The sequence below is a fragment of the Chromobacterium fluminis genome, from assembly GCF_011602385.1.
GTDB lineage: Bacteria > Pseudomonadota > Gammaproteobacteria > Burkholderiales > Chromobacteriaceae > Chromobacterium > Chromobacterium fluminis.
This window is the reverse complement of the sequence record NZ_JAAOMA010000020.1, coordinates 1-21,370: the sequence shown is the minus strand read 5'-3', so window position 1 is coordinate 21,370 and position 21,370 is coordinate 1. Positions and strand designations below refer to the sequence as shown.

The 21,370-nt window shown below is 61.6% G+C and carries 8 protein-coding genes and 1 pseudogene; all 9 read right to left on the bottom strand.

Going from position 1 to position 21,370, the window contains the following annotated elements; all coding sequences use genetic code 11:
- Positions 1-62: 62 nt before the first annotated feature.
- Complete coding sequence (locus HA052_RS14685) at positions 63-662, bottom strand: hypothetical protein (protein WP_166452442.1); 600 nt, start codon at positions 660-662, stop codon at positions 63-65.
- A complete protein-coding gene (locus tag HA052_RS14680; RefSeq protein WP_166452441.1) occupies positions 659-13,612 on the bottom strand; it encodes a two-partner secretion domain-containing protein in 12,954 nt (4,317 codons plus the stop codon). Before HA052_RS14680 ends, HA052_RS14685 begins: the two co-directional genes overlap by 4 nt.
- 73 nt (positions 13,613-13,685) lie before the next feature.
- Complete coding sequence (locus HA052_RS14675) at positions 13,686-15,296, bottom strand: ShlB/FhaC/HecB family hemolysin secretion/activation protein (protein WP_166452440.1); 1,611 nt, start codon at positions 15,294-15,296, stop codon at positions 13,686-13,688.
- Positions 15,297-15,522: 226 nt separating this feature from the next.
- Positions 15,523-16,788: a nitronate monooxygenase gene (locus tag HA052_RS14670; protein WP_166452439.1), complete on the bottom strand. Its 1,266-nt coding sequence runs from the start codon at positions 16,786-16,788 to the stop codon at positions 15,523-15,525.
- A gap of 253 nt (positions 16,789-17,041) precedes the next feature.
- Positions 17,042-19,051, bottom strand: a complete 2,010-nt coding sequence (locus tag HA052_RS14665) for a M13 family metallopeptidase (protein WP_166452438.1) — start codon at positions 19,049-19,051, stop codon at positions 17,042-17,044.
- Between the two features lie 202 nt (positions 19,052-19,253).
- Positions 19,254-19,673: an ExbD/TolR family protein gene (locus HA052_RS14660; protein ID WP_166452437.1), complete on the bottom strand. Its 420-nt coding sequence runs from the start codon at positions 19,671-19,673 to the stop codon at positions 19,254-19,256.
- Between the two features lie 13 nt (positions 19,674-19,686).
- On the bottom strand, positions 19,687-20,130 hold the full coding sequence (locus HA052_RS14655) for an ExbD/TolR family protein (protein ID WP_043631007.1): 444 nt from the start codon (positions 20,128-20,130) through the stop codon (positions 19,687-19,689).
- Between the two features lie 10 nt (positions 20,131-20,140).
- Entirely contained in the window at positions 20,141-20,872 is a 732-nt protein-coding gene (locus tag HA052_RS14650) for a MotA/TolQ/ExbB proton channel family protein (RefSeq protein ID WP_081551353.1), read from the bottom strand.
- 49 nt (positions 20,873-20,921) lie between these two features.
- A pseudogene (locus HA052_RS14645) lies at positions 20,922-21,370 on the bottom strand (energy transducer TonB); the annotation flags it as partial.

The window sequence follows — 21,370 nt, the reverse complement described above, 5'->3', positions numbered from 1 at the left end:
ACACCTCAAAATCTAAGCAATCGGCCTACCTTGCAAATTCACGATGCCCCCCAAAAAAACCATCAACAATACTGACGAACAAAGAGGTCGTTAATCTCAGAATTATCCAAAACACTTTGAACCTCAAAGTCCACCACATCAGAAATACAAACAACACTCCTCAACTCAGCGGGCAGATCATCAATGGAGGAACTCACTGTCGGCGCTAGAAATTTAAAATAATCCCCCATCTCAACTTCGCCTTGGTAGCCAACGGGAAAATCCTCCCCCTGAAAACTACCCTCAACCGCATGATAAAGATAGAATCCATGCTTAATTGGAACACTCAAATCCGAGCCTTCCGGAACTCTGCCAAACGACTGCAACAGGCTTGCCTCTACCTGCACCCTATCAGCCAACCCTTTATTGTTGCACTTAGAATAAAAAACCAATTCATAACTTGCTTCCGGGTGATGAAAGTTGTGCTGAAACCTCTCCGACTCGCCCCAAACCAATTCATTCAGTTCATCCAAACGACTTTCCACATCATCAAGTCGCAGCAAACTTCTAGGTAAGTTTCCAAACCCATTGTTAACCATCATAGCTATTCGACCATGCTTATCCATGCAGAACCAAGTAAATATCGAGCCAAACCCCGGCTCCCAACTACTATTCAGCGTCATTGCGCCCGTTCTCCTTTTGGCCAAGTTCTTTGACAATTTCCGCAAGTAGAAATAATCGCCTTTTCTTCCATAACACCTCCATTTTTCAAAATCGTCAGTGGACGAACAGCCTGGGTAAATTCAATACTTTCTGGCCGAACTCCCTGGCGGATCAGCTTATCTGCTGCAGATATTTCCGCACAAGCACCCACCCTGTTCGAACAAAGGTTTGTAAATTCTCCAATTGTAACACCAAGCCGCTCTTCCACATACTTTACTGTAAGCGGACTAAGATCCTCTGCCTTCCTAAAACCCGAGCTATAACCTATCGCAACCTTACCAGTCTCAGGATCAAAAGCAGCAATCATTGTTGCTATTTTTGACGCTTGATTCTTAGACGGAATAGCATTTACTGCATCTAATAATTGTTGATTAGCATGGGCAGTTAGTTGAGACAACTTAGCGGTGTCTCCAGCCGCACGCAGTCCAGCAATTTTCTTTACCGCACCTTCAAGAACTATAGCAGCTTCCGCTTTCTCTCCTGCAGCTTCCAAAGCCCTATACTTCTCAACCGATTTTATAAGTGCAGCTCCACCAACCCCTAATCCAGTAGGTAATGCATCGCCCGCAGCTACTTCTCCTAACGAGATAGCTAACTCATTTAGGCATAACGGATTGCTCATACACGCTCTAGCCGCTGCAATAGCTGCGGGAGTGCCTTGAGCCGTTAGGAAGGCGGCAGCCAGCACCAAGCCTTGGGAGCTGCCCTTCTGATTTGCTTTCTCAACTAATGCTCTGATTCCACGACTTTTCCCAGCATAGAGATACTGATCTACAGTACTATCCCCAAACTGGTTATTTTCCAACTCCGTCTTCGCCGCATTCACCGTAGTCGCGGCGGTGTCCGCTCCGCCTGTGACGGCCGACAAACCCGCCAGCAAACCGCTCACCAGGCTTTCACGCTGCAACTTCTGTTCCGCCGTCATGGTGTCCGGGCTGGTTTTTTGGAGCGTGTCCAACGCATTGTTCAGCGCCACCGCAGCGGCGGCCCCGGCGGCTCCCGCGCCGCAACTCTGCCCGCTGGCGCTGGCTCCGCCGCAGGCCAGCGCGGCATGCAATACCGCGCGGACGGTTTCGCCTTCCGGCGTCTTGGCGCCACCCTCCATCCCGTCAACCAGTGCTTTCACCTGCTGAGCGCCCAGGCCTTGCAGATAGGCGATGCCGGCGTTTTGCTCCATGCCGCCAAGGCCGTTGGCCACATTGCCGCCAATACCGGCGGTGACCGCGATGAGGATCTGGCTGTAGGCTCCGCCTGGCGCCCACTTGGCGGCATTGGCCGCCGTCGCTTGCAGGCGTTCCTTCTCCGCATCGCTCTTGGCCGGATTCTTTTGCGCCTTGTCCGCTTCCTCTTTCGCCGCCTTGGCCTCCGCAGCCTTAGCGGCGGTGAACACGCTGATCTGCTCGGTCAGCGCCTGCACCACGGCGAAGGTGGTTTGCAGTTGCTGCTTGTCGAACTTGTCCTGTAGGGAATTTGCGCCGTCCCTGTCGCTGCTGACGTCGCGGTTGAGCGCCGCGGCGGCTTGCTCCGCCGTCTGGCCGGTCAAGGCTTGCTGGCCGGCGCTGTCGGCGATGCTCAGTTTGCCGCCGCTGACCCCGGCGCGGGTGACGCTGTCCGCGCTCTCATGGGCGGCTATCGCGCCGAAGGCGTTGGCCCCGCCTCCGTTGCCGAATTGCTGAGCATGGATATCTTGCCCGCCCACAGCGTCCATGGAGCCAAACTTGACCTCTCCGCCCTTCATGCTGCCGCTGCCACCCAGGCTGATGCTGCTGCCGCTGTAGTTGGCGTGGTTTTGCACATCGCCGACGGTCAGCGTGCCGGTGCTCAAGCTATTCTTGCCGTCCGCCACCGCCTTGTCGCTGCTGGCGATGACGCCGCCCGTGAGATGGGTATTGCCTTTGACCGCCACTTGGAAGCCGCCGTCTCCGGCCTTGAGGCCGGACTGGTTCTGCACGCTGGCGTAGTCGTTGTCCATCTTTTGCTGGCTGTAACTGCCGCTGGCGCTGAAGCCGAGTCCAACGGTGACGCTGCCGCCCAGGCTCTTTCCGCTGCTGTGGTACTGGTGCAGGTCTTGCTGGCTCTGGATGTCCAGATTGCCGCCGACGTTGGCCACAATCTCCCGGCCACGCGCCTCCGCGCCTTTGAGCACGGCATCGCCGCCGGATTGCAGGGTCAAGGTATTGCCGGCGTTTACCGTGGCGTGGCGTTGATCGACGGTGTCGCCGCTTTCGCCGCCGAAGGAGTGGTTAGCATTGGCGGTGACGCCAACGCTGAAGCCGCCCTGGCCGAAGGAAGCGCCAATGCCCACGCCCCAGCCGGAGCCGCTGTTCTCGCCGCGCAAGCTGCTGCTGTCCTGTGCCGACTGCAGCGCAACTTGATTGTCCGCCTTCAGCGTTGCATTACGGCCGGCCTGCAATTGACTGCCGACAATATCGATATTGGAGTCCTTGCCGCCGCCGCTGGCCTGTATCAGCAGGTCTCTCCCCGCCTCCAACCGGGTGCCGGTATGCGTGAGGGACTGGGTTTCCTGCTTGCTGTCGCTGCGGTTGGCGCCGATGGTAACGCTGGCTGACACCAGTTGACCGTCAGCCGCCGCCTGGGCCGCTTTATACCCGTTGTACGCGGCCAAGGCGGCGGTGCCCGTCGCCAAGGCGCGGGTGCGTGAATCGGCATTCTGCCCGCCCGCCGCCACCTGGCCCATCTTATCCACCGCATCCAGCGCGCTGAGCACAGGGCTGCTGACCCCGGCGGTAACGCCCCATTGGTCCATATGATGGGTTTCGACGCGGCTATCCTGATCCACGCCGGGCCGGATTTGCACGGACTTGCCGCTCAAGGTCAAATCCTGCCCCGCCGCCAATTGGGCTCCGGCCACTCGCACCGCGTCGGCGGCGCTGAGCGCGACATTGCCTTGCAGACTGGTGATCTGGCTGAGGGCAACGCTTTGCTGGCTGCCGCTGCCCAAAGCTTTGTCCTCTGTGTGCTGGACGCCGACCGTGGCGGAGTGATTGCCGCCGCCGACATTGCCCAGAGTAAAGCCCCTGTTGTCCTGACTGAACTGGTAATGGGCGGTGGCGGCCAGCACGTTGACGCTGCCTTGGTCCGCCGCCACGGTCACGTCTTTCACCCCCTGCAGCGTGGAGCCCACCACGTTGACGTCGCCGCCCAGGCTGACCACCCGGATTTGCTCGCCGCGAACCTGGCTGGGGTTGAGTTGCTGGTCGTTCTGCCTGCCGTTGCCGTCCTGCCGCGCCTGGTTGTACGGCGTGAGCGAGGTGCCGCTGTGGTTGGGCACGCCCTCAAACGCGCGAACCAGATCGCCGAGCTGCGGCGTGTACAAAGAGGCGCGAGAAGCGTGGCTGTAGCTGCTGAAGCCGTCTTGCCTGTCGTTGACGCCCGCCAGGATGTCCACATTGCCCTTGGCGAACAAGTCCACCTTGCCCCCGGCCTGCAGGCTGGAACCGACAACGGACAAGTCCCCATTGCCCGGCAGCTGCGCCGGCGTGCCGCTGGCCAACAGCTTGATGTCGCCGCCGGCCAGGATGGCGCTGCCCACGCTGCTAACGGTGCGGTTATGTTGCTGGTAGCCCTGCTCCAGCGAGGAATAGGACATGTCCTGACTGCTGCTGGACAGCGCGAAGGCCGATATCTCCGCGCCCACGCCCTTGACCAGACCAAAACCGCGGCGGGTGCTGACGATCTCTTTCAGGTTGTCGAACGTGTCTTTCAGCGTATTCACGGTTTTCATGGAGAAGCCGCTTTGCTTCTCCACATGACTGCGGTCCACCACCATGACGTCCCGGCCATCCTGCACCAACACGGAGTTGGCCCCCACCGCCACGTCGCCGTTCAAGGCGCTCAGGCTGCTGCCCTGCACCAGCAGCTTGCCGCCGGCCTGCACCGTTAAATCGCCCTTCAAGCTGCCCACCAGGCTCTTGCTTTGGCTCTGGGTGGTGCCTTGGGCATTCATCGCGTCGCTCAGCTCTTTGCTGCCTATCATGAAACCGCCCCAGCCCGTGCCGAAGAAGCCGGACTTCTTCTCGTAGTGGTACTGGAAGCTTTGGCTGGCGTTGGTGCCGGCCTGGACGCGGATGTCGTTGCCCGCTTGCAGCGATGCCGTGTCCGTGCTCGCCACCTGACTGGCCTGGATGCCCAGATCGCGCCCGGCGCTGACGGTGACCTTGTCCGCCGACAGATTGCTGCCCACCTGGGTGGCGCTCTGATGAGAACTGATGTCCACCGTGGTTTTCTTGCGCATGAAGCCGCCGGACGAACGCACCGTCTTGCTGTAATCGCTGTGCAGGTTCGCCACCGAGCCCAAGCTGATGTCGCGTCTCGCCGCCAGCGCGGCCTCGCCGTCGCTGGACAGGCTGGCGGCCTGGGCGGCGATATCCCGGCCTGCCAACAGCGTTAGCCCCGTCTCTCCCCGCAGCGCGCTGCCGTGCTGGGTGAGGTCGTAATTATTGTGGACATCCTGGCCCCAGCTGTTGTCGCTGCGGTTTTCCGTAGCCACCGCGCCCAGTTTGATGTCGTTGCCGGCGGACAGGCCCAACTTGCCGCCGCTAAGCAGGCTGGCGCCGTTCAGCAAGGCGTCGTCGCCGGCTTGCAGTTGCAAGTCGTTCTTGCCGGAGAGCGCGGCCACCGTCAGGGAATCGGTCCGCCAGTTGTGACTGCTGCCCCCGCTGCTGCCGATATCTTGCTTGGTGTTGGCCTCGCTCTGCAGCGTCAACTGCTTGCCGGCCAGCGCCAGCAGGCCGCCGCCGGCCTGGGCCTGGGAGCCGTTGAGAGCTAGATTGCCGCCGGCTTGCAGCAGCATATCGCCGCCGGCCTGCAGCTGGGTGGCATGACGGATCTGGTCCAGCGTCGAGTACGCGCCCCAACCCCAGCCATTCCAACTGCCCTGGCCTTGTTTGCTGTCCAGTGTGGATTGCAGGGTCAGCTCATTGCCGGCCACGGCCAGCAACTTGCCGCCGGCCTTGACCTCCCCACCGCTAAGCGTGAGGTCGTGCCCGGCGTTGAAACCCAGGCTGCCGCCCACTTGCAGCGCGCTACCGACATGGTCCACTTGCTGATAGCTGTACTGGCTACGGCCGGTGTTGGCCCCATAGCTGTAACGGTTTTCGCGGCTGGTGATGTCCAGATCGTGACCGGCTTGCAGTTGCGCGTCGCCGCTGACCTGCAGCTGCACGGCCTGCAGCTTGAGATCATTGCCGGCCTGCAGCTGCAAGCTGCCCGCCTGGATCACGCTGCCGACCTGACTATGTTGCTTGTCGTCGCTAACAAGCAGATCGTGGCGAGCGCCAAGGCCCAGATCGCCGCCAGCCAGCACTTTGCCGCCTTCGATGCGGATATCGCCCGCCTGCGCCAACAGACTGTTGTCCGCCTTCAGGGTGCCGCTATTGATCAGCGAGCCATCGGCCAGCAGCTCCATATGGCGGCCGGCCAGCACCGCGCCCTGGCCGCGCAGCGATTGCTCCTGCGCCTTGGCCAGGTACACCACCGGCACCAACACGTCGTGGCCGTCGACATTCTGCTTGACCAGCCACACCATGTCCGCGGTGAGTCGGGACATTTGCTCCGCGGACAGCGCCACGCCCGGCGTCAATTGGAATTTCTTGGCGTATTCCGCGCCCTGGCTCATCAATTGCTGGTACTGCTGCGTTGCGTTGGCGTTGCCGCCGATGAAGCGCTTACCGGTCAGTTCCGTCACTGCGCGGCTGACCAATTGCTGCTCGTAGAAACCATCGCCCAGGCGCTTTTCCACGCGGCTGGGGTCGTAGCCCAATTGTTTGAGCAGATAATCCGACGAAATGAAATTGCCGTATTGGGTAAAGCGCGGATCGGTTTCCACCAAATAAGGCTGCGCCGGTGCCGGGCGGGTCTGGAACAGGCCGTTATTGGGCAAGCTATAACCGCCAGCTACCGGGTTGGCCGCCTTGGTGCCGGCGGATTCCAGCAACACTTGTTGCGGCAGCACCGCGGCTTTGGCTCCATCCCACTGCGCGCCGGCCTGGCCGCCCACCGCTGATTTTTGCAGATCCGCCGCCGCTTGCGCGCCTGTCAGCTGCCCGGCCAAGGTTTGCGCGGAGGCGACGGCATCCAGCGGCTTGCCGCCCAGATTCTTGCCCGCGCTGGCCATGTCGCCATCGGCTTGCGCCAAAGCCTTGCCCGCCGTGGTGTTTACCGCCGTCACTTTGGACTGGCTATCGCCGGTAGTTAGAGAGATATCGAGCTGAGAAGCCTTGCCGTTGGAAATGGTGGGGGCTTGTAGTGTGAGTTTTTGACCGGAACTAACTGAGGCACCAACTGACCCTAACTTTTCTGTAGTTGTTTTTGATGGCAATGGTCTAGATTGACAAATACTCCTGCCCCAAATCACTCCACATTCTGGAACGGGATTCCTTGAAAAAATATTAGTAAACCTACCAACAGAATCCACCTTGACAGTTTTTTCTACATTTTGCCCAACATTATCTATCTCCCCACCCTTTACAAAAGCGCCCCCACCAATTGCTATTGTGCTGTACTTATTCTGCACAGCCATTGAGTTCACAAAAAAATCTTTCCCAACAAAAACTCGGCTTGGAAGCAGTTCCCCCTCGACATGATCTGTTACCACAGAAACGGTAGAAACCCTTTCTACCTCTCCGCTTTCAGCAACAAAATCCCGACCAGCAACAGCCTTCTCAGCAATACCTTTAAGATCATTAGGAAGCAAATGCAACTTGGGATCAAATCCAATAATCGCGCTATAAACACCATCCCTTTTATCGAAATAGTATATTTTTTCCTCTTTCAGGGTAGATGCACCAAACAAACCACCCCAACGAGGATTTGCAGTTGGCTCCCTACGGCTACTTGCCCCAATAGTTTTTACCGTCAATACCTTATTAACAGGATCATCAGAAACAACCTCTCGCTTAAGATAATTGTAAACCGTAACATCATGACAACTAGTCCCTCTCGTTATACAGCTATTCGACTCAAGCTCCGTTGTCATCCACTCAACAACATTGACCCCAGACGAAAAATTAAAATTCTCAACCCCCTTATAACCGGGAAGCAGCTTACGACTCTCAATATACTGCTCCGATTTCTGAGTCACCAGTAATACACTGGACTCATTACTCACCCTCCCCGCATCAATAAACATATTGCCATCAGACTGCAAAGTCGCCACATGATTAATCACCTGCCCGACGGCCGCTCCGGCCTTGCCTATGCGCATATCACCCTGGCTATACAACCAGCTGCCGTCGTGATTATTCAAGGTTTGCCCGATATCCAGCGCCATATTGCCGGCAGAGGCGATCAGCCCCTGGTTGCCGCCGTTGTCCAGGCTGGCGGCCTGGATGGAGATATCGCCGCCGGTGATGGAGTAGGTGTTCAGCACGCTGGCGGCGTTCAGTTGCAAACTGCCGGCGCTGAGCTTGCCGCTATTGCTGAGCGCCTGGCTCAGTGCAGCGCTGAGTTTGCCGCCTGCGTTGACCTCGCCGCTATTGGTCCAGCTGACGCCGTTCAAAACCAAATCGCCGCCGGCCTGCAGCTGGCCGCTATTGATCAGATTTCCGCCACTGCTGATGCTGAGCTTGCCATTGGCTTGCAGCTTGCTGCCCGCCGCGTGGATGAAGTCGCTGGCCAGGGTCAGGCTCAAATCCTTGCCGGCCAGGAAGGAGCCGGAATTGCCCAGGCTCACGGTGTCGATGCCCAAGCTGCCCACGCTCAGCAGGCTACCGCCGGCATTGTCCAGTCCTTGCGCCTTGATCCGCCAATCACCGTTGCCGGCGATCTGGCCGCCGTTGTTCAATTGCCCGCTGAGGGTCACGCGGCTGTCGCCGCTGCCCAGCGCCAACAGCTTGCCGCCCTGGTTGAGCAGACTGCCGCTGTCCAAGGCCAAAGTGCGGCCGGCCTGGATCAGGCCGCCGGCGTTATCCACGCTGGCGCTGTCCAACTTCAAGGCGTCGTTGCTGCCCAAAGCCCCCTGGCGATTGTCCAGCGCTCCGCTCGCGCTGAGCTGCAGATCGCCCTGACTGCTGAGCGTGCCGCCAGCATTCAGCAAGCCCGCCGCCGTCACCTGCAGTTGACCGTTGGACAGCACCTTGCCCTGCAGACTATTGTCCAGCTGGCCGCTTAACTCCAGCTTGGCCACGCCGTCTCCCGCTTGACTGAGCAAACCCTGCTGATTGTTCAGCTCGGCGGCTTTCAGTTGCAGTTGCCCGGCCTGAATTTTGCCGCCCTGGTTCTGCGCCACTTGCGCCACTTGCACGCCCAGCTTGGCCGCGCTTTGCAAAACGCCTTGACGGTTGTCCAAGGCCGCGGCGTTCACCTCCAGACCGCCATTGCCGGCCAACAAACCCTGTGCGGAGTTGTCCAGCGTCCCGCTGATGTTGACCTTGCCGTCGCCGCTTCCCAACACCTTGATGCTGCCGCCCTGATTACCCAGGCCAGCCGCGTGCATTTGCAAGGATTCGGCTTGCACCGTGCCGCCTTGGTTGCTCAAGGCCGCGCCCAGCTGCAGTTGCAGCCCCTGTCCGCTGACCAGGGCGCCGCCCTGATTGTCCAGACCTTGGGCCAATTGCAATGATTGCGCGCCCAGGCTGCTCAACGAGCCCTGCTGGTTGTTCAAGGAATGAGCAGCAAGCGTCAGGCCGCCGTTGCTGAACAGCGTGCCTTGCTGATTGTCGAGACGCTGGCGCACCTGCCATTGCGCCATGGTCTGTCCCAGGTGGCGGATTTCGCCGCCCTTGTTGCTGAGCCTGTCCGCTTTCAGGTTCAGGTCTTTGGCGACGATGTGGCCGCCGTCGTTGTTCAAGCTGGCTTGCTTCTCCAGCTTCAACTCGCCGGCCGACTGCAGCGTGCCGCCGTGGTTGTCTATGTCGGCGGCCTTGATGTCCAGCCCGGCATTGCCGGCGATCTTGCCCTGGTTGTTCAGCTGGCCGCTGATCTCCAGGCTGCTGGCGGCGTCCTTGCCCAGCGCCAAGATTTGCCCTTTGTCGGCGTTGCTGACGCTGGCGGCATTCAGTTGCAAGTCCTTGCCCGCCTGGATCAGTCCCCCGCCGTTCTCCAACTGCCCGGCCGTTAACGTGAACTGGCCGTCGCTACCCAATAGGCCATTGTTGCGCAGCACTTCGCTGGCGCTGAGAGTGAACCCTTGCGAGCCGATCAGGCTGCCCTTGGCGTTGTTCAGCTGTCCCAGCTGAGCGTCCAGCTGCTGCTGGGCGAAGACTTCACCGCCCTGATTGCTGAGCGTATCCGCTTTCAGGTTCAGGTCTTTGGCGACGATGTGGCCACCATCGTTTTTCAAGCTGCTTTGCTTCTCCAGCTTCAACTCGCCAGCCGACTGCAGCGTGCCGCCGTGGTTGTCGATGTCGGCGGCCTTGATGTCCAGCCCGGCATTGCCGGCGATCTTGCCCTGGTTGTTCAGCTGACCGCTGATCCCCAGGCTGCTGGCGGCGTCCTTGCCCAGCGCCAAGATTTGCCCTTTGTCAGCGTTGTCGACGCTGGCCGCCGTCAGTTGCAAGTCCTTGCCCGCTTGAATCAGGCCGGCCCCGTTCTCCAGTTGGCCGGTCGTCAGCTTGAACTGGCCGTCGCTGCCCAGCAGGCCATCGTTGTGCAGTGAGGCACTCGCGGTAAGGTTCAGCTTCTGCGAACCAATCAGGCTGCCCTTGGCGTTGTTCAGCTTCAGCAGCTTGGCGTCCAGCGCTTGCTGGGCGAAGACTTCACCGCCCTGATTGCTGAACGTATCCGCCTTCAGGGTCAGGTCTTTGGCGACAATGTGGCCGCCGTCGTTATTCAGGCTGGCTTGCTTCTCCAGCTTCAACTCACCGGCCGACTGCAGCGTGCCGCCGTGGTTGTCGATGTCGGCAGCCTTGATATCCAGCCCGGCATTACCGGCGATCTTGCCCTGGTTGTTCAGCAGGCCACTGATCTCCAGGCTGCTGGCGGCGTCCTTGCCCAGCGCCAAGATTTGCCCTTTGTCAGCGTTGCTGACGCTGGCCGCCGTCAGTTGCAAGTCCTTGCCGGCCTGGATCAGGCCCGCGCCGTTCTCCAGCTGCCCGGCCGTTAACGTGAACTGGCCGTCGCTACCCAATAGGCCATCGTTGCGCAGCACATCGCTGGCGCTAAGACTCAGGCTCTGCGAGCCGATCAAGCTGCCCTTGGCGTTGTTCAGCTGCTGCAGCTTGGCGTTCAGCGCTTGCTGGGCGAAGACTTCGCCGCCCTGGTTACTGAGCGTGCCCGCTTTCAGGTTCAGATCCTTGGCGACGATGTGGCCACCGTCGTTGTTCAAGCCGGCTTGTTTGCTCAGATTCAGCTGCGCGGCCGATTGCAAAGTGCCGCCGTGGTTATCGATATCGGCGGCCTTGATATCCAGCTGTGCGTTGCCTGCGATCTTGCCCTGGTTGTTCAACTGGCCGCTGATCTCCAGGCTGCTGGCGGTGTCCTTGCCCAAGGCCAGTATCTGGCCTTTGTCGGCGTTGTTGACGCTGGCCGCCGTCAGTTGCAAATCCTTGCCCGCCTGGATCAGGCCTGCGCCGTTCTCCAACTGCCCGGCCGTCAGCTTGAACTGACCATCGCTGCCGAGCAGGCCATTGTTGCGCAGCACTTCGCTGGCGCTAAGACTTAGGCTCTGCGAACCAATCAGGCTGCCCTTGGCGTTGTTCAGCTGCTGCAGCTTGGCGTCCAGCGCTTGCTGGGCGAAGACTTCACCGCCCTGGTTACTGAGCGTGTCCGCTTTCAAATTCAGGTCTTTGGCGACGATGTGGCCGCCATCGTTGTTCAGTCTGGCTTGCTTCTCCAGCTTCAACTCGTCGGCCGACTGCAGCGTGCCGCCGTGGTTGTCGATGTCGGCGGCCTTGATGCTCAGCCCGGCATTGCCGGCGATCTTGCCCTGGTTGTTCAGCTGGCCACTGATCTCCAGGCTGCTGGCAGCGTCCTTGCCCAGCGCCATGATTTGCCCTTTGTCGGCATTACTGACGCTGGCCGCCGTCAGTTGCAAGTCCCTGCCCGCCTGGATCAAGCCCGCGCCGTTCTCCAGCTGCCCGGCAGTCAACTTGAACTGGCCGTCGCTGCCTAGCAGGCCATCGTTGCGCAGCACGCGGCTGGCGTTCAGTTCCAGGCCCTGCAAGGCGGTCAACCGCCCTTGCGCGTTGTCGAGCTCCGCCGTCTTGATCTCGGCTTTGGCGTCGCTGTGCAGCTTGCCTTGCTCGCGGTTGTCGATTTTGTCCGCGCTCACTCGCAGCGTGTCCGCGCCGGCATGACTGATTTCGCCATGTCGGTTGTCGATGGCCTCTGCGTCCACACTCAGCGTTTTGCCCTGGCTGGAGATCACCCCGCCGCGGTTGTCCAACACGCCTTGCAAGCGCACCGAGCTGGCCGCCGCGCCGCTTTGCGCAATCAGGCCGCCACGGTTATCCAGTGCCCTCGCCTGCAGTTCTAACTGCCCGGCGCTCAGCGCGCCCTGTTGCAGCTTGATGTCCTCGCCGGTTTGCAAACGAGCCAGATTCTTGGCGCCCAGCTTGGCTTGCGAAGCATTCAACTCGCCGTCCACCGTCACCCTCAAATCGCCGTGGCTGGCGCCAACAACCGCGCCCTGCAACTGGGCGCTACCCGCCTGAATGTTCACATCGCCGCCGGCCAGCAATTCCCCATGGAAATCCAGGCTCGCGCGGCTGCGCAGCGTCAGCGCGCCGGCCTCGCCCAATTTGCCGTCGGCTTGGGCGCCGGCGGCTACGCTGCCCTTGCCCGCCACCGCGGCCGCGTCCAGACCCAGCCCGCCGCCCGCCGTCAGGCTGCCTTCCAGTTGGGCCGCGTCGGCGGCGGTCACTTGCAAGGCGCCCTGGCTGCGGGTCTGGCCGCTGTGTTCCAGCTTGCCCCCGCTGTTGAGCTTGATGTCCTGCTGGCTGAAAGTCTTGCCCTTCAGCACCAGGTCGCCAGCGCTGCTCAGCTGCAGATCGCCGGCCCGCGCCGCCATCTCGCCCTGCTGCTTGACCCCCACCCCGGCCTCGGTGCCCACCAGGCGGATGGCGTTGGCGTACATGCCGCCCAGTTGCGCCACGTCCAGCGCGAAGGCCGGCGCGGCGGAACCGTCGGCCGCCAGCGGCCGCGCCTGCAGGGTGTCGGCGTCCACCTGGTTGCGGCCCAGCACCAGCTCCAGTTGCTTGGCGTGCAGGTCGGCGTTCACTTGCAGCGCGCGGCTGATGATGGCGAATTTATCGACATTGCCGGCGTTCAGGCCGGCGCCGCTGATATTGACGGCGCCGCCGTTGACCTGAAAACCGGTCAGCGCGCCCTGGGCGTTGAGTTGCGGCGTGCCGGTGCTCAGCATCGCTTGCTGAGTATTGATGAAGCCGCAGCCGCTGCAACTGATGCCCCATGGGTTGGCCACCACCACTTGCGCGCGCTGGCCCGCCACTTCCAGATAACCGTTCAACTGCGAGGGGTTGGCGTGGGTGACTTCGTTGAGGATGATGCGGGCGCTGCCGCCGGCCAGATTGGGATTGCCGCCGACATAGCCGGCCAGCTGGGTATTGACGACTTGCGCGCTGTTGTTGAGCACCGCCCCTTTGGGGCCGACGTTGAACTGCTGGTACTGGTTGTGGGACACGCCGGCGGCGGTGGGGGCGGCGATCTGCACCACCGGCAACCCGTTGTTGGCCTGAATCACCGTCGGCCGTTTGCCGGCCGCCGCGCCGGGATCCGCCGCGATGTCCGCCGCCAGCGCGACGCTGCCCAGGCTGACGCCCACCCACAGCGCGCATAGTTTGAAGCCAAAGCCGCGCACGGCGGCGAACCTCGCCCCCGCCGCATTCTGGCCGCGACCGCTGCCCTTGCCCTGTCCGCTTGCGGTTTCCTGCACCGCCATCAGTTGGCCGCGCGCTTGGTTGAAGATAATGCGATAGAGTGTTTTGTTCATGATGACGTCGTCGAAACGGGGCAGGGCCCGGCCTTGAACGCACGCTCAAGGCCGGGAGCTCGGCAAAACGGGCTTATTGCCAGAGCAGAGTCAGATTGAAATGGGTGATGGCGGGCCGGTTCCAGCCTTGCGGCTGGCGCATTGCGCGTTCGTGGCTGAGTTCGGCGCTGAGTTTGCCCGCCAACTGCGCGCGCAGGCCGGCGGCCCAGCCGGAAAGGCTGCGGCTGGTATCGTCGGCGTAAGCCGGATGCGACACCCGGCCGGCGTCCAGGCCCAGATAGCCTTCCAGCTGCGCGCCGGCCGTGGCCGGCAGCGGCGCGCTCAACTCATTGCGCCAGTACAGGCCGCCGCGGCCGCTGAGGCTGTTGCTGTTGAAGCCCCGCACGGTGTAACGGCTGCCGATGGAAAACTGTTCCGAGGGCAGCAGCGGATCGGCGCTGTACTGGCCGCGCAGTTCGCTGCTCCAGCGCCAGGCCTGGCCGCCCAGGCGCAGCGGCAGCTGCAAGGCCAGCCGGCTTTGAAACAGTTCATGGCGGGCGGTGAAGCCGGAGGCGGCTGTTTGCGCCTCGTTTTGCGCGCCCCAGCCGCCGATGCCGCGCTGATACGCCAGCGAGGCGTCCAGCACCGCTTCGCCCAGATAGCGGCGATGGCTCAGTTCCAGTCCGGCGATGGTCAGATCGCGGCGTTGCTGTGCAATTTCCGCATCCTCGATAAAACTGCGCGAAGCTTTGCGGGTCAGGCTGGCCTTGAGTTCGGTTTTGCTGCTCTGATCGCGGTGAAGCAAGCGCGCCAGCGACAGCAGGGTATTGCGGCTATGGCCGCTGGAAGAGAAGGATTGGTTGACGCCCTGCACCGTTTGCCGGTACGCGAACGCGCTATAGCTGGCGAAGGCGGTCCAATCGCCCCAGGGCAGCAGCCAGGACACGGTATGCGCCTGGCTCAGCGGGTGGGAGACATGTTCGGCGTCCTGACTCCAGGAAAGGGACAGCAGGTCGTTGAAGCCGGTGGCGCCGCCCAGCAGCAGGCTGGCGTTGCTCTGCAGCCTGCCGGTGGCGGGCTGGCCGCTGTCGTCCAGGCTCAGTTGCCCGGTCAGCTGGCGCGCGCGGCTGCGGCTGACCGCCACATCGCTTTCACCCGGCTGTTGCCCAGGGACGATTTCCATCGTCGCCTGCTGGGTGGGTACCCGCCCCAGTTGTTCCAGGCCCTGCTCCAGCGCGCGCACATTGAGGATGTCGCCGGCCCCCTGCGGAAAGGCGGACGCCAGACTGCGGTCGCCCGGCCCGTCCTTGAGCCGGATTTGATGGATGCGGCCGGGCACCACCGCCAGTCGCAAGCGCCCCTGCTTCAGGTTTTGCTCCGGCAGATACACCCGGCTAGTGACATAGCCGCGCTCCACCATCGCATTGCTCAGCTCCGCCACCACTTGGTCCAGTTGGGCCAAGCCCAGGCATTGGCCTTGCCAGCGGGCCGCCGCCGCAGGCAGCCAGCCGCGCCAGGCGACGGGCATGCCCTCCAGCGCGATTTGCTTCACCGTGAAACACGCGCCTTCATGAGACCTCGCGGCGGCGGGCAGAGCGGCGGGACTGGGCGTGGAGGGGGATTGGAGCACATCAGGCCGCCGTTGCAGCTCTTCCCGCTGCAACTCCAGTTGTTGTTGCTGATGCCGAAGAATGTGTTCGTCCAACGCGGACGCTCCGGCTGCGGGAACAAGAAAGCCGCCCAAAACGGCGGCCTGAATGAATGTATGGTTCACGGAGACTTAGAGTGATTATTTTAAATTATTTAAATGGTATTTATGTTTCCATTTTAAATAATGACAATCACAAGGTAACTACGTGAAAATACGTAATACGTAAAAAAAACCGGAAGCCTCCCTTCCGGTTTTTTTTGCCTGCCGCGCCTTGTCGCGCTCAAGCCACCACAATGCTCTCCAACTCCGGCAAGGCGATCTGGTGATCCTTGCTGTATTGGTAGTCGTGAAACACGTGCTCGGCACTGAGCAGTTGATAGCTGCCGTCTTCGCGCTGAACTGTGGTGTCTTTGAGACGATAGGTATTCTGGCCACAGGTCCAGCAATCGAAATTGCGCATCTGCGTGCACAAACAGGTCTTGTCCCACACCTTGATGCGGCGCTCGCCGGGGTGGGCGGCCACTTCGCGGTTGTAGGCATCGATATAAGAACAGCCGCCCTTGGCGTCCAGCAGATAGCCGTAAGCTTCGCAATTGGGGCGAATGCCGTCGCCGATGGCCGGACAGTGCTTGATCATGCGCATCGGATAGCCGGTGGGCGACAGTTGGTTAACTTCGATGTCGTCCTCATTGGCCTTGAAGTACTCCTGCTGCACTTTCTCCGGCAGGCCGCATTCGCGCGCCACGGTGAAGCGAGTAGCCACCTGCACCGCGCCGGCGCCCATCTCCAGGAATTGGGTCGCATCGCTGCCGGTGAACACGCCGCCGGCGGGAATCAGCGGGATGTCCAGTTGCTCGGCCCGCAGCCAATCGCGGATTTCGGCCACGATGACGGCCAGGTCGTATTGCGCCCAATCCATGCCGAAGCCCAGGTGGCCGCCGGCCAGCGGGCCTTCCACCACCACGTAGTCCGGCAGGCGGTTGCTGCGCGCGCTCTTTTTCAGGAACAACTGCAGGGCGCGCAGCGAGGAGACGATGATGCCGAGTTTGGCGTCGCGGAAACGCGGGTGATCTTCCATCAACGCGAAGGAGCCCAGATGCAGACCCGCAGCCAGGGTGATGCCGTCGATGCCGGCGTCCAGCGCGGCATGCATGCGCGTGCGCAAGGTGTCCTTGGGCGCGTTCATGGTCAGCTTTTCCATGCAGTTGATGAAGACCAGGCCATCGCCGCGTTTGGCTTCCATGGTCTTGCCCACATGCATGCGGGTAGCTTCCGCCAGCAAACCCAAGTCGAACTGCACGACGGATTTGTCGCTGTTTTCAACATTGAATTTGTACTGCTTGAGCTTGTCTTTGACGTATTTGGTATTGAAGCGGCGGTCGGTCACCGTGGGCACCATGGCGTCGGAAATATGCCCCACGCCGCCCAGCCTGGCCGCCTCCAGCGCCAGCGCCGAGGTGGAGATGTCCACGCCCATGCCGCCAATCATGATGGGCACCAGCTCCTGCTTGCCCAGCCGCAGTCTGAAATCGTCAACGCACTTCATCAAATCAGCCTATCTCTCCTGAATGCTGGCCGGCATTATCCCCCGGCCTTATGGGAAAATCCATTTTTTTAGAGTTTTTGCTCCGAGGCGTCGACCGAACCGCCCCGTCGGACCCCAGCCGGTTCAAGCGCCAAGTTCAGCTCACTATGCGCCCACCATATTGCAGCCATGCTACGCGCCGGCTCATTGAAAAAGCCGGGAGGTCCCGACCTTTCCTTTCATGCCGACGCCTAGCAGGCCGCAAACGGCGGTCTTACCAAATACGGATGCGTTCGTCTTTCGGTTTGAACATCTTGTCGCCGGGCTTGACTTCGAAGGTTTCGGCAAAGGCATCGCTATTGCTCGTCGCGCCAATGGCCCGGAACTCGCCGGGCGAATGCGGATCGGTCACCAAGCGCGACAGCAAGGCCTCATCGCGAATCTTGGTGCGCCACACCTGGGCGAAGCCGTAGAAAAAGCGCTGGTCGCCGCTCATGCCGTCTATTGTCGGCGCGGGCTTGCCGCCCAGCGACAGCTGGTAGGCCTTGTAGGCGATTTGCAGGCCGGCGTTGTCCGCGATGTTTTCGCCCAGCGTCAACTCGCCGTTGATGTGCTTGCCCGGCAAGGGCTCGTAGCCGTTGTACTGCGCCACCAGCTTGCCTGTCAGTTGATCGAAGCGGGCGCGGTCTTCCGCCGTCCACCAATTGCGCATATTGCCGTCGCCGTCGAACTGGCTGCCCTGATCGTCGAATCCGTGGCTGATTTCATGGCCGATCACCGCGCCGATGCCGCCGTAATTGGCTGCGTCCTCTGCCTTGGCGTCGAAAAACGGCGGCTGCAGAATAGCGGCCGGGAATACGATCTCGTTCAGCGACGGGTTGTAGTAAGCGTTGACGGTTTGCGGCGTCATCCCCCACTCCTCGCGATCCACCGGCTTGCCCAAGCGGGCCAGCATGCGGCGGTATTCAAACAAGGAGCCGCGCTTGATGTTGCCCACCAGGTCGTCCCGCTTGATCGTCAGGCCGCCGTAATCGCGCCATTTATTGGGATAGCCTATCTTCAGCATGTATTTGGACAACTTGTCCTGCGCGGCCTTCTTGGTGGCCGGGCTCATCCAGCTGAGCGTGTCTATGCTCTGGGCGTAGGCCTTCATCAAATTGCCCACCAGCGCTTCCATCTTGGCCTTGGACTCCGGCGGGAAGTAAGCCTGCACGTAGAGCTTGCCCAGGGCCTCCCCCAAATTGCCCTCCACCGCTTTCACCCCGCGCTTCCAGCGCGGCTGCTGTTCCAGCGTGCCGGCCAGCGCCTTGCCGTGAAAGTCGAAACGGGTTTGCGCCAGGCCGCTGTCCAGATAGGGCGCGTAGGCGTCCAGCGTCTGCGCCGTCAGATAGTCCTGCCAGTCTTGCAGCGGCAACTCGGCCGCCAGCTTGGCCCAGGCCTGGGCGTAGCTGGGCTGGTTGACGTTGACGGCGCTGACACCGCCGGCTTCGGCCGCGTCCAGAAAAGCTTGCCAGTCAAAGCCCGGCGCCCGCTTTTTCAGCTCGGCCACGCTCATCTTGTTGTAAGTCTTTTGCGGATCGCGGTTCTGCACCTTGCTCCACTGGGCTTCGGCCAGCCTGGTTTCCAGCGCGAACACGCGCTGGGCGCGCTGCTCCGGTTCCGCGTAGCCGCCCAGCTTGAACAATTTTGCGAGGTAGGCGCGATAGGCCTGGCGAGCTTTCTCAAAGCGCGCGTCCTTGCCCAGATAGTAATCGCGGTCCGGCATGCTCAGGCCGTTCTGATACAGGCCGGCCAGGTATTGCCGCGCGTCCTTGGCGTCCGCCTCAACGTAAAAAGCCAAAGGCTGTTGCACGCCCAGACCCTGCGCCGCGCCCATCCAGGCCGCCATCGCGCGCTTGTCCTTCAAGGCGGCAATCTCCGCCAGCTCGCCGCGCAGCGGCGCCAGGCCCAGTTTGTCCAGCGCGGCCTCGTCCATAAAGCTGTGATACAGGTCGCCGATCTTTTGCGCCTCCGGCGACGCGTTCGGCTTGGCTGCGGCTTCTTCTATCAGCTTGCGGCTGCGCTCCAGGCTCAGATCGCGCAATTGCTTGAAGGCGCCGTCGTTGTCTTCGGACGCCGGCAGCACCGCGTGCTTGACCCAGGCGCCGTTGACCGCGTGATAGATATCGTCTTGCGGACGCACCGCGTTGTCGAAATGCTGTTTGTCGATGCCGGACACCGCGCTGGCTTGCGCTTGCCAGGCCAGCAACAGGCTGGCGGCCATCAGGGCTAACTTCATTTTCATCGGGGTTCCTTTCACTCCATTTCTCTGCGGCCCTGTTTTCCTTGTTTTGGTTCCGGTGAAAATGCCGGGCCGGCTCACAACAACAAGATAAAGGCAGCCTAAAGGCTGCCTTTTCCTCACAACGGGTCAAATATCAATTTCATGACAAAGACAACATATATACAAGACATATATAAGGCATGCCTTGGTCAGGCCCGCGGGATCACTGCACAAACTGCTCGGAGCCCACAATGCCCAGCTTGGTCACCCCCAAACGCTGCGACTCCGCCAACACCATCGCCACCGGCTCGTACCCCGCGTCCTTGTTCGGCTTGATGTGAAACTCCGGCTGCGGCACCCTCCCCGCCGCTTCCGTCAGCTTCTTCTCCAAAGCCTCCCGGTTCGCCAAACGCTCCCCGTTCCACAAGATCCCGTTGTCCGCCGCAATGTCGATCTGCACCACCACCGGCTTCTCCATCGGCTTCGCCGGACTGCTCACCGGCATGTCCAGCTTCACCGCGTGCGTCTGGATCGGAATGGTGATGATCAGCATGATCAACAGCACCAGCATCACGTCGATCAGCGGCGTGGTGTTCATTTCCACCATCAGTTCGTCGTCGGACGAGCCTACGTTCATTCCCATCTTGCTCTCCCTTCTAGTTCCGCGGCGGCGGTTCGGTAATGAAGGCGATCTTCACGATCCCCGCCTGCTGCACCGCCAGCACGATCCGGCCTATCGGGCTGTACTTCGCCCCCAGGTCGCCCCGGATGTGCACTTCCGGCTGCGGATCCTTCTTCGCCTCCTTCACCAGCCGCGCCAGCAGCTCTTCCTGCGTCTTCACCGGCGTGGTGTTCCAGTAGATGGTGTTCCCGGTGTCCACCCCCAGCACGATGTTTTCCGGCTTGGTCTGCGTCGGGATATTGCTTTCCTTCGGCAAGGCCATCTTCACCGTCTGCGTCACCACCGGCACCGTGATCAGGAAGATGATCAGCAGCACCAACATTACGTCCACCAGCGGCGTGGTGTTGATCGCGGACATCACCGCGTCTTCGTCGCCCTTGCCGTGGCCTTGGCCGAATCTTGCGTTGCGCCCTTTCATCGTCGACGCCTCAGCGCGCGTTCAGCAGGCTGGCGTGCAGGCGGCCGGCCACCACGCGCACCATGTCCAGCACCAGCTTGTTGCGACGCACCAGCCAGTTGTATCCCAGCACCGCCGGCACCGCCACGCCCAGGCCGATCGCCGTCATGATCAGCGCCTCGCCCACCGGGCCCGCCACTTTGTCGATGGACGCCTGGCCGGACATGCCGATCGCCGTCAGCGCGTGGTAGATGCCCCACACCGTGCCGAACAGGCCGACAAACGGCGCGGTGGAGCCCACCGTGGCCACCACCGACAGGCCGTTTTGCATATGGTGACTGGCGGAGTCCACCGCGTCGGAGATGGCCATCGACACCCAGGTGTTGAGGTCCACGCGGCCGGCCAGTTCGCCCTTGTGTTCGCCCGCCGCGTCGATGCCGGCCGCCGCCACCGCGCTGAACATGCCTTCGTCGGCCAGTTCGCTGGCGCGTTTTTGCAGTTCCGCGCCGTGCGACGCCAGCAGTTCGCGGCCTTGCTTCAGCAGGCGGCGTTGTTCCAGCAGTTTGACGATGCCGACATACCAGGTGGCCGCCGACATGATCAGTAGGATGATCAGGGTGCCGCGCGCGACGATGTCGCCTTGCGCCCACAGGGCGTCGATGCCGTACGGGTTGCTGGTCACGTGCGCGGTTTCGGCGGCCAGCGCGCTCAGGCTGCTCAAGAGGGCCACGGCGGTGAAGGCGATGCGGGTGATTTTGCTCATGTTCTGGTTCTCCTAGAGATTGCTTGTTCCGGTCGAGGCGCGCTCGCGCTCATTCGCCGGAATCGAGTTTGAAGCCGAATTCCTGGCTCAACAGGCTGTTGGGTTTGCAGCTGTAGCCTTGCAGCGCGGCGCTGATCGCCGACTGGAAGCCGCTGCGGTAACGCGGCGGGATGCCGCCGTCGAACGAAATATTGGCGATGTGGCTGAAGCGGCCGTTGTCGCCCACCTGGAAGGCCACGCGCACCACGCCCTGGATTTCGTCCTGCTGCGCCTTGCTCGGATACTCCGGGGCTTGCAGCTGGCTGCAGTTGGCCTTGGCCGACACCGGTCCCTTGGGCGCTTCCACCGCCGGGGCGGGGGTGGGCGCCGGCTGCGGCGCCGGGTCCGAGGTGGTGGCCTGGATGGCGTTGGCCGTGGAGGTGACCGGCGGCGGATTGACCACCGGCGGCACATAGGCCTGCGGCTTGGGCGCGGCGGTGGGCTGCACCACTTTCTCTA

What these genes read in the sequence shown, in the direction of transcription:
- HA052_RS14685 (WP_166452442.1), bottom strand. Translation starts at nt 662, where the DNA reads ATGACGCTGAATAGTAGTTGGGAGCCGGGGTTTGGCTCGATATTTACT.
- HA052_RS14680 (WP_166452441.1), bottom strand. Translation starts at nt 13,612, where the DNA reads ATGAACAAAACACTCTATCGCATTATCTTCAACCAAGCGCGCGGCCAA.
- HA052_RS14670 (WP_166452439.1), bottom strand. Translation starts at nt 16,788, where the DNA reads ATGAAGTGCGTTGACGATTTCAGACTGCGGCTGGGCAAGCAGGAGCTG.
- HA052_RS14665 (WP_166452438.1), bottom strand. Translation starts at nt 19,051, where the DNA reads ATGAAAATGAAGTTAGCCCTGATGGCCGCCAGCCTGTTGCTGGCCTGG.
- HA052_RS14660 (WP_166452437.1), bottom strand. Translation starts at nt 19,673, where the DNA reads ATGGGAATGAACGTAGGCTCGTCCGACGACGAACTGATGGTGGAAATG.
- HA052_RS14655 (WP_043631007.1), bottom strand. Translation starts at nt 20,130, where the DNA reads ATGAAAGGGCGCAACGCAAGATTCGGCCAAGGCCACGGCAAGGGCGAC.
- HA052_RS14650 (WP_081551353.1), bottom strand. Translation starts at nt 20,872, where the DNA reads ATGAGCAAAATCACCCGCATCGCCTTCACCGCCGTGGCCCTCTTGAGC.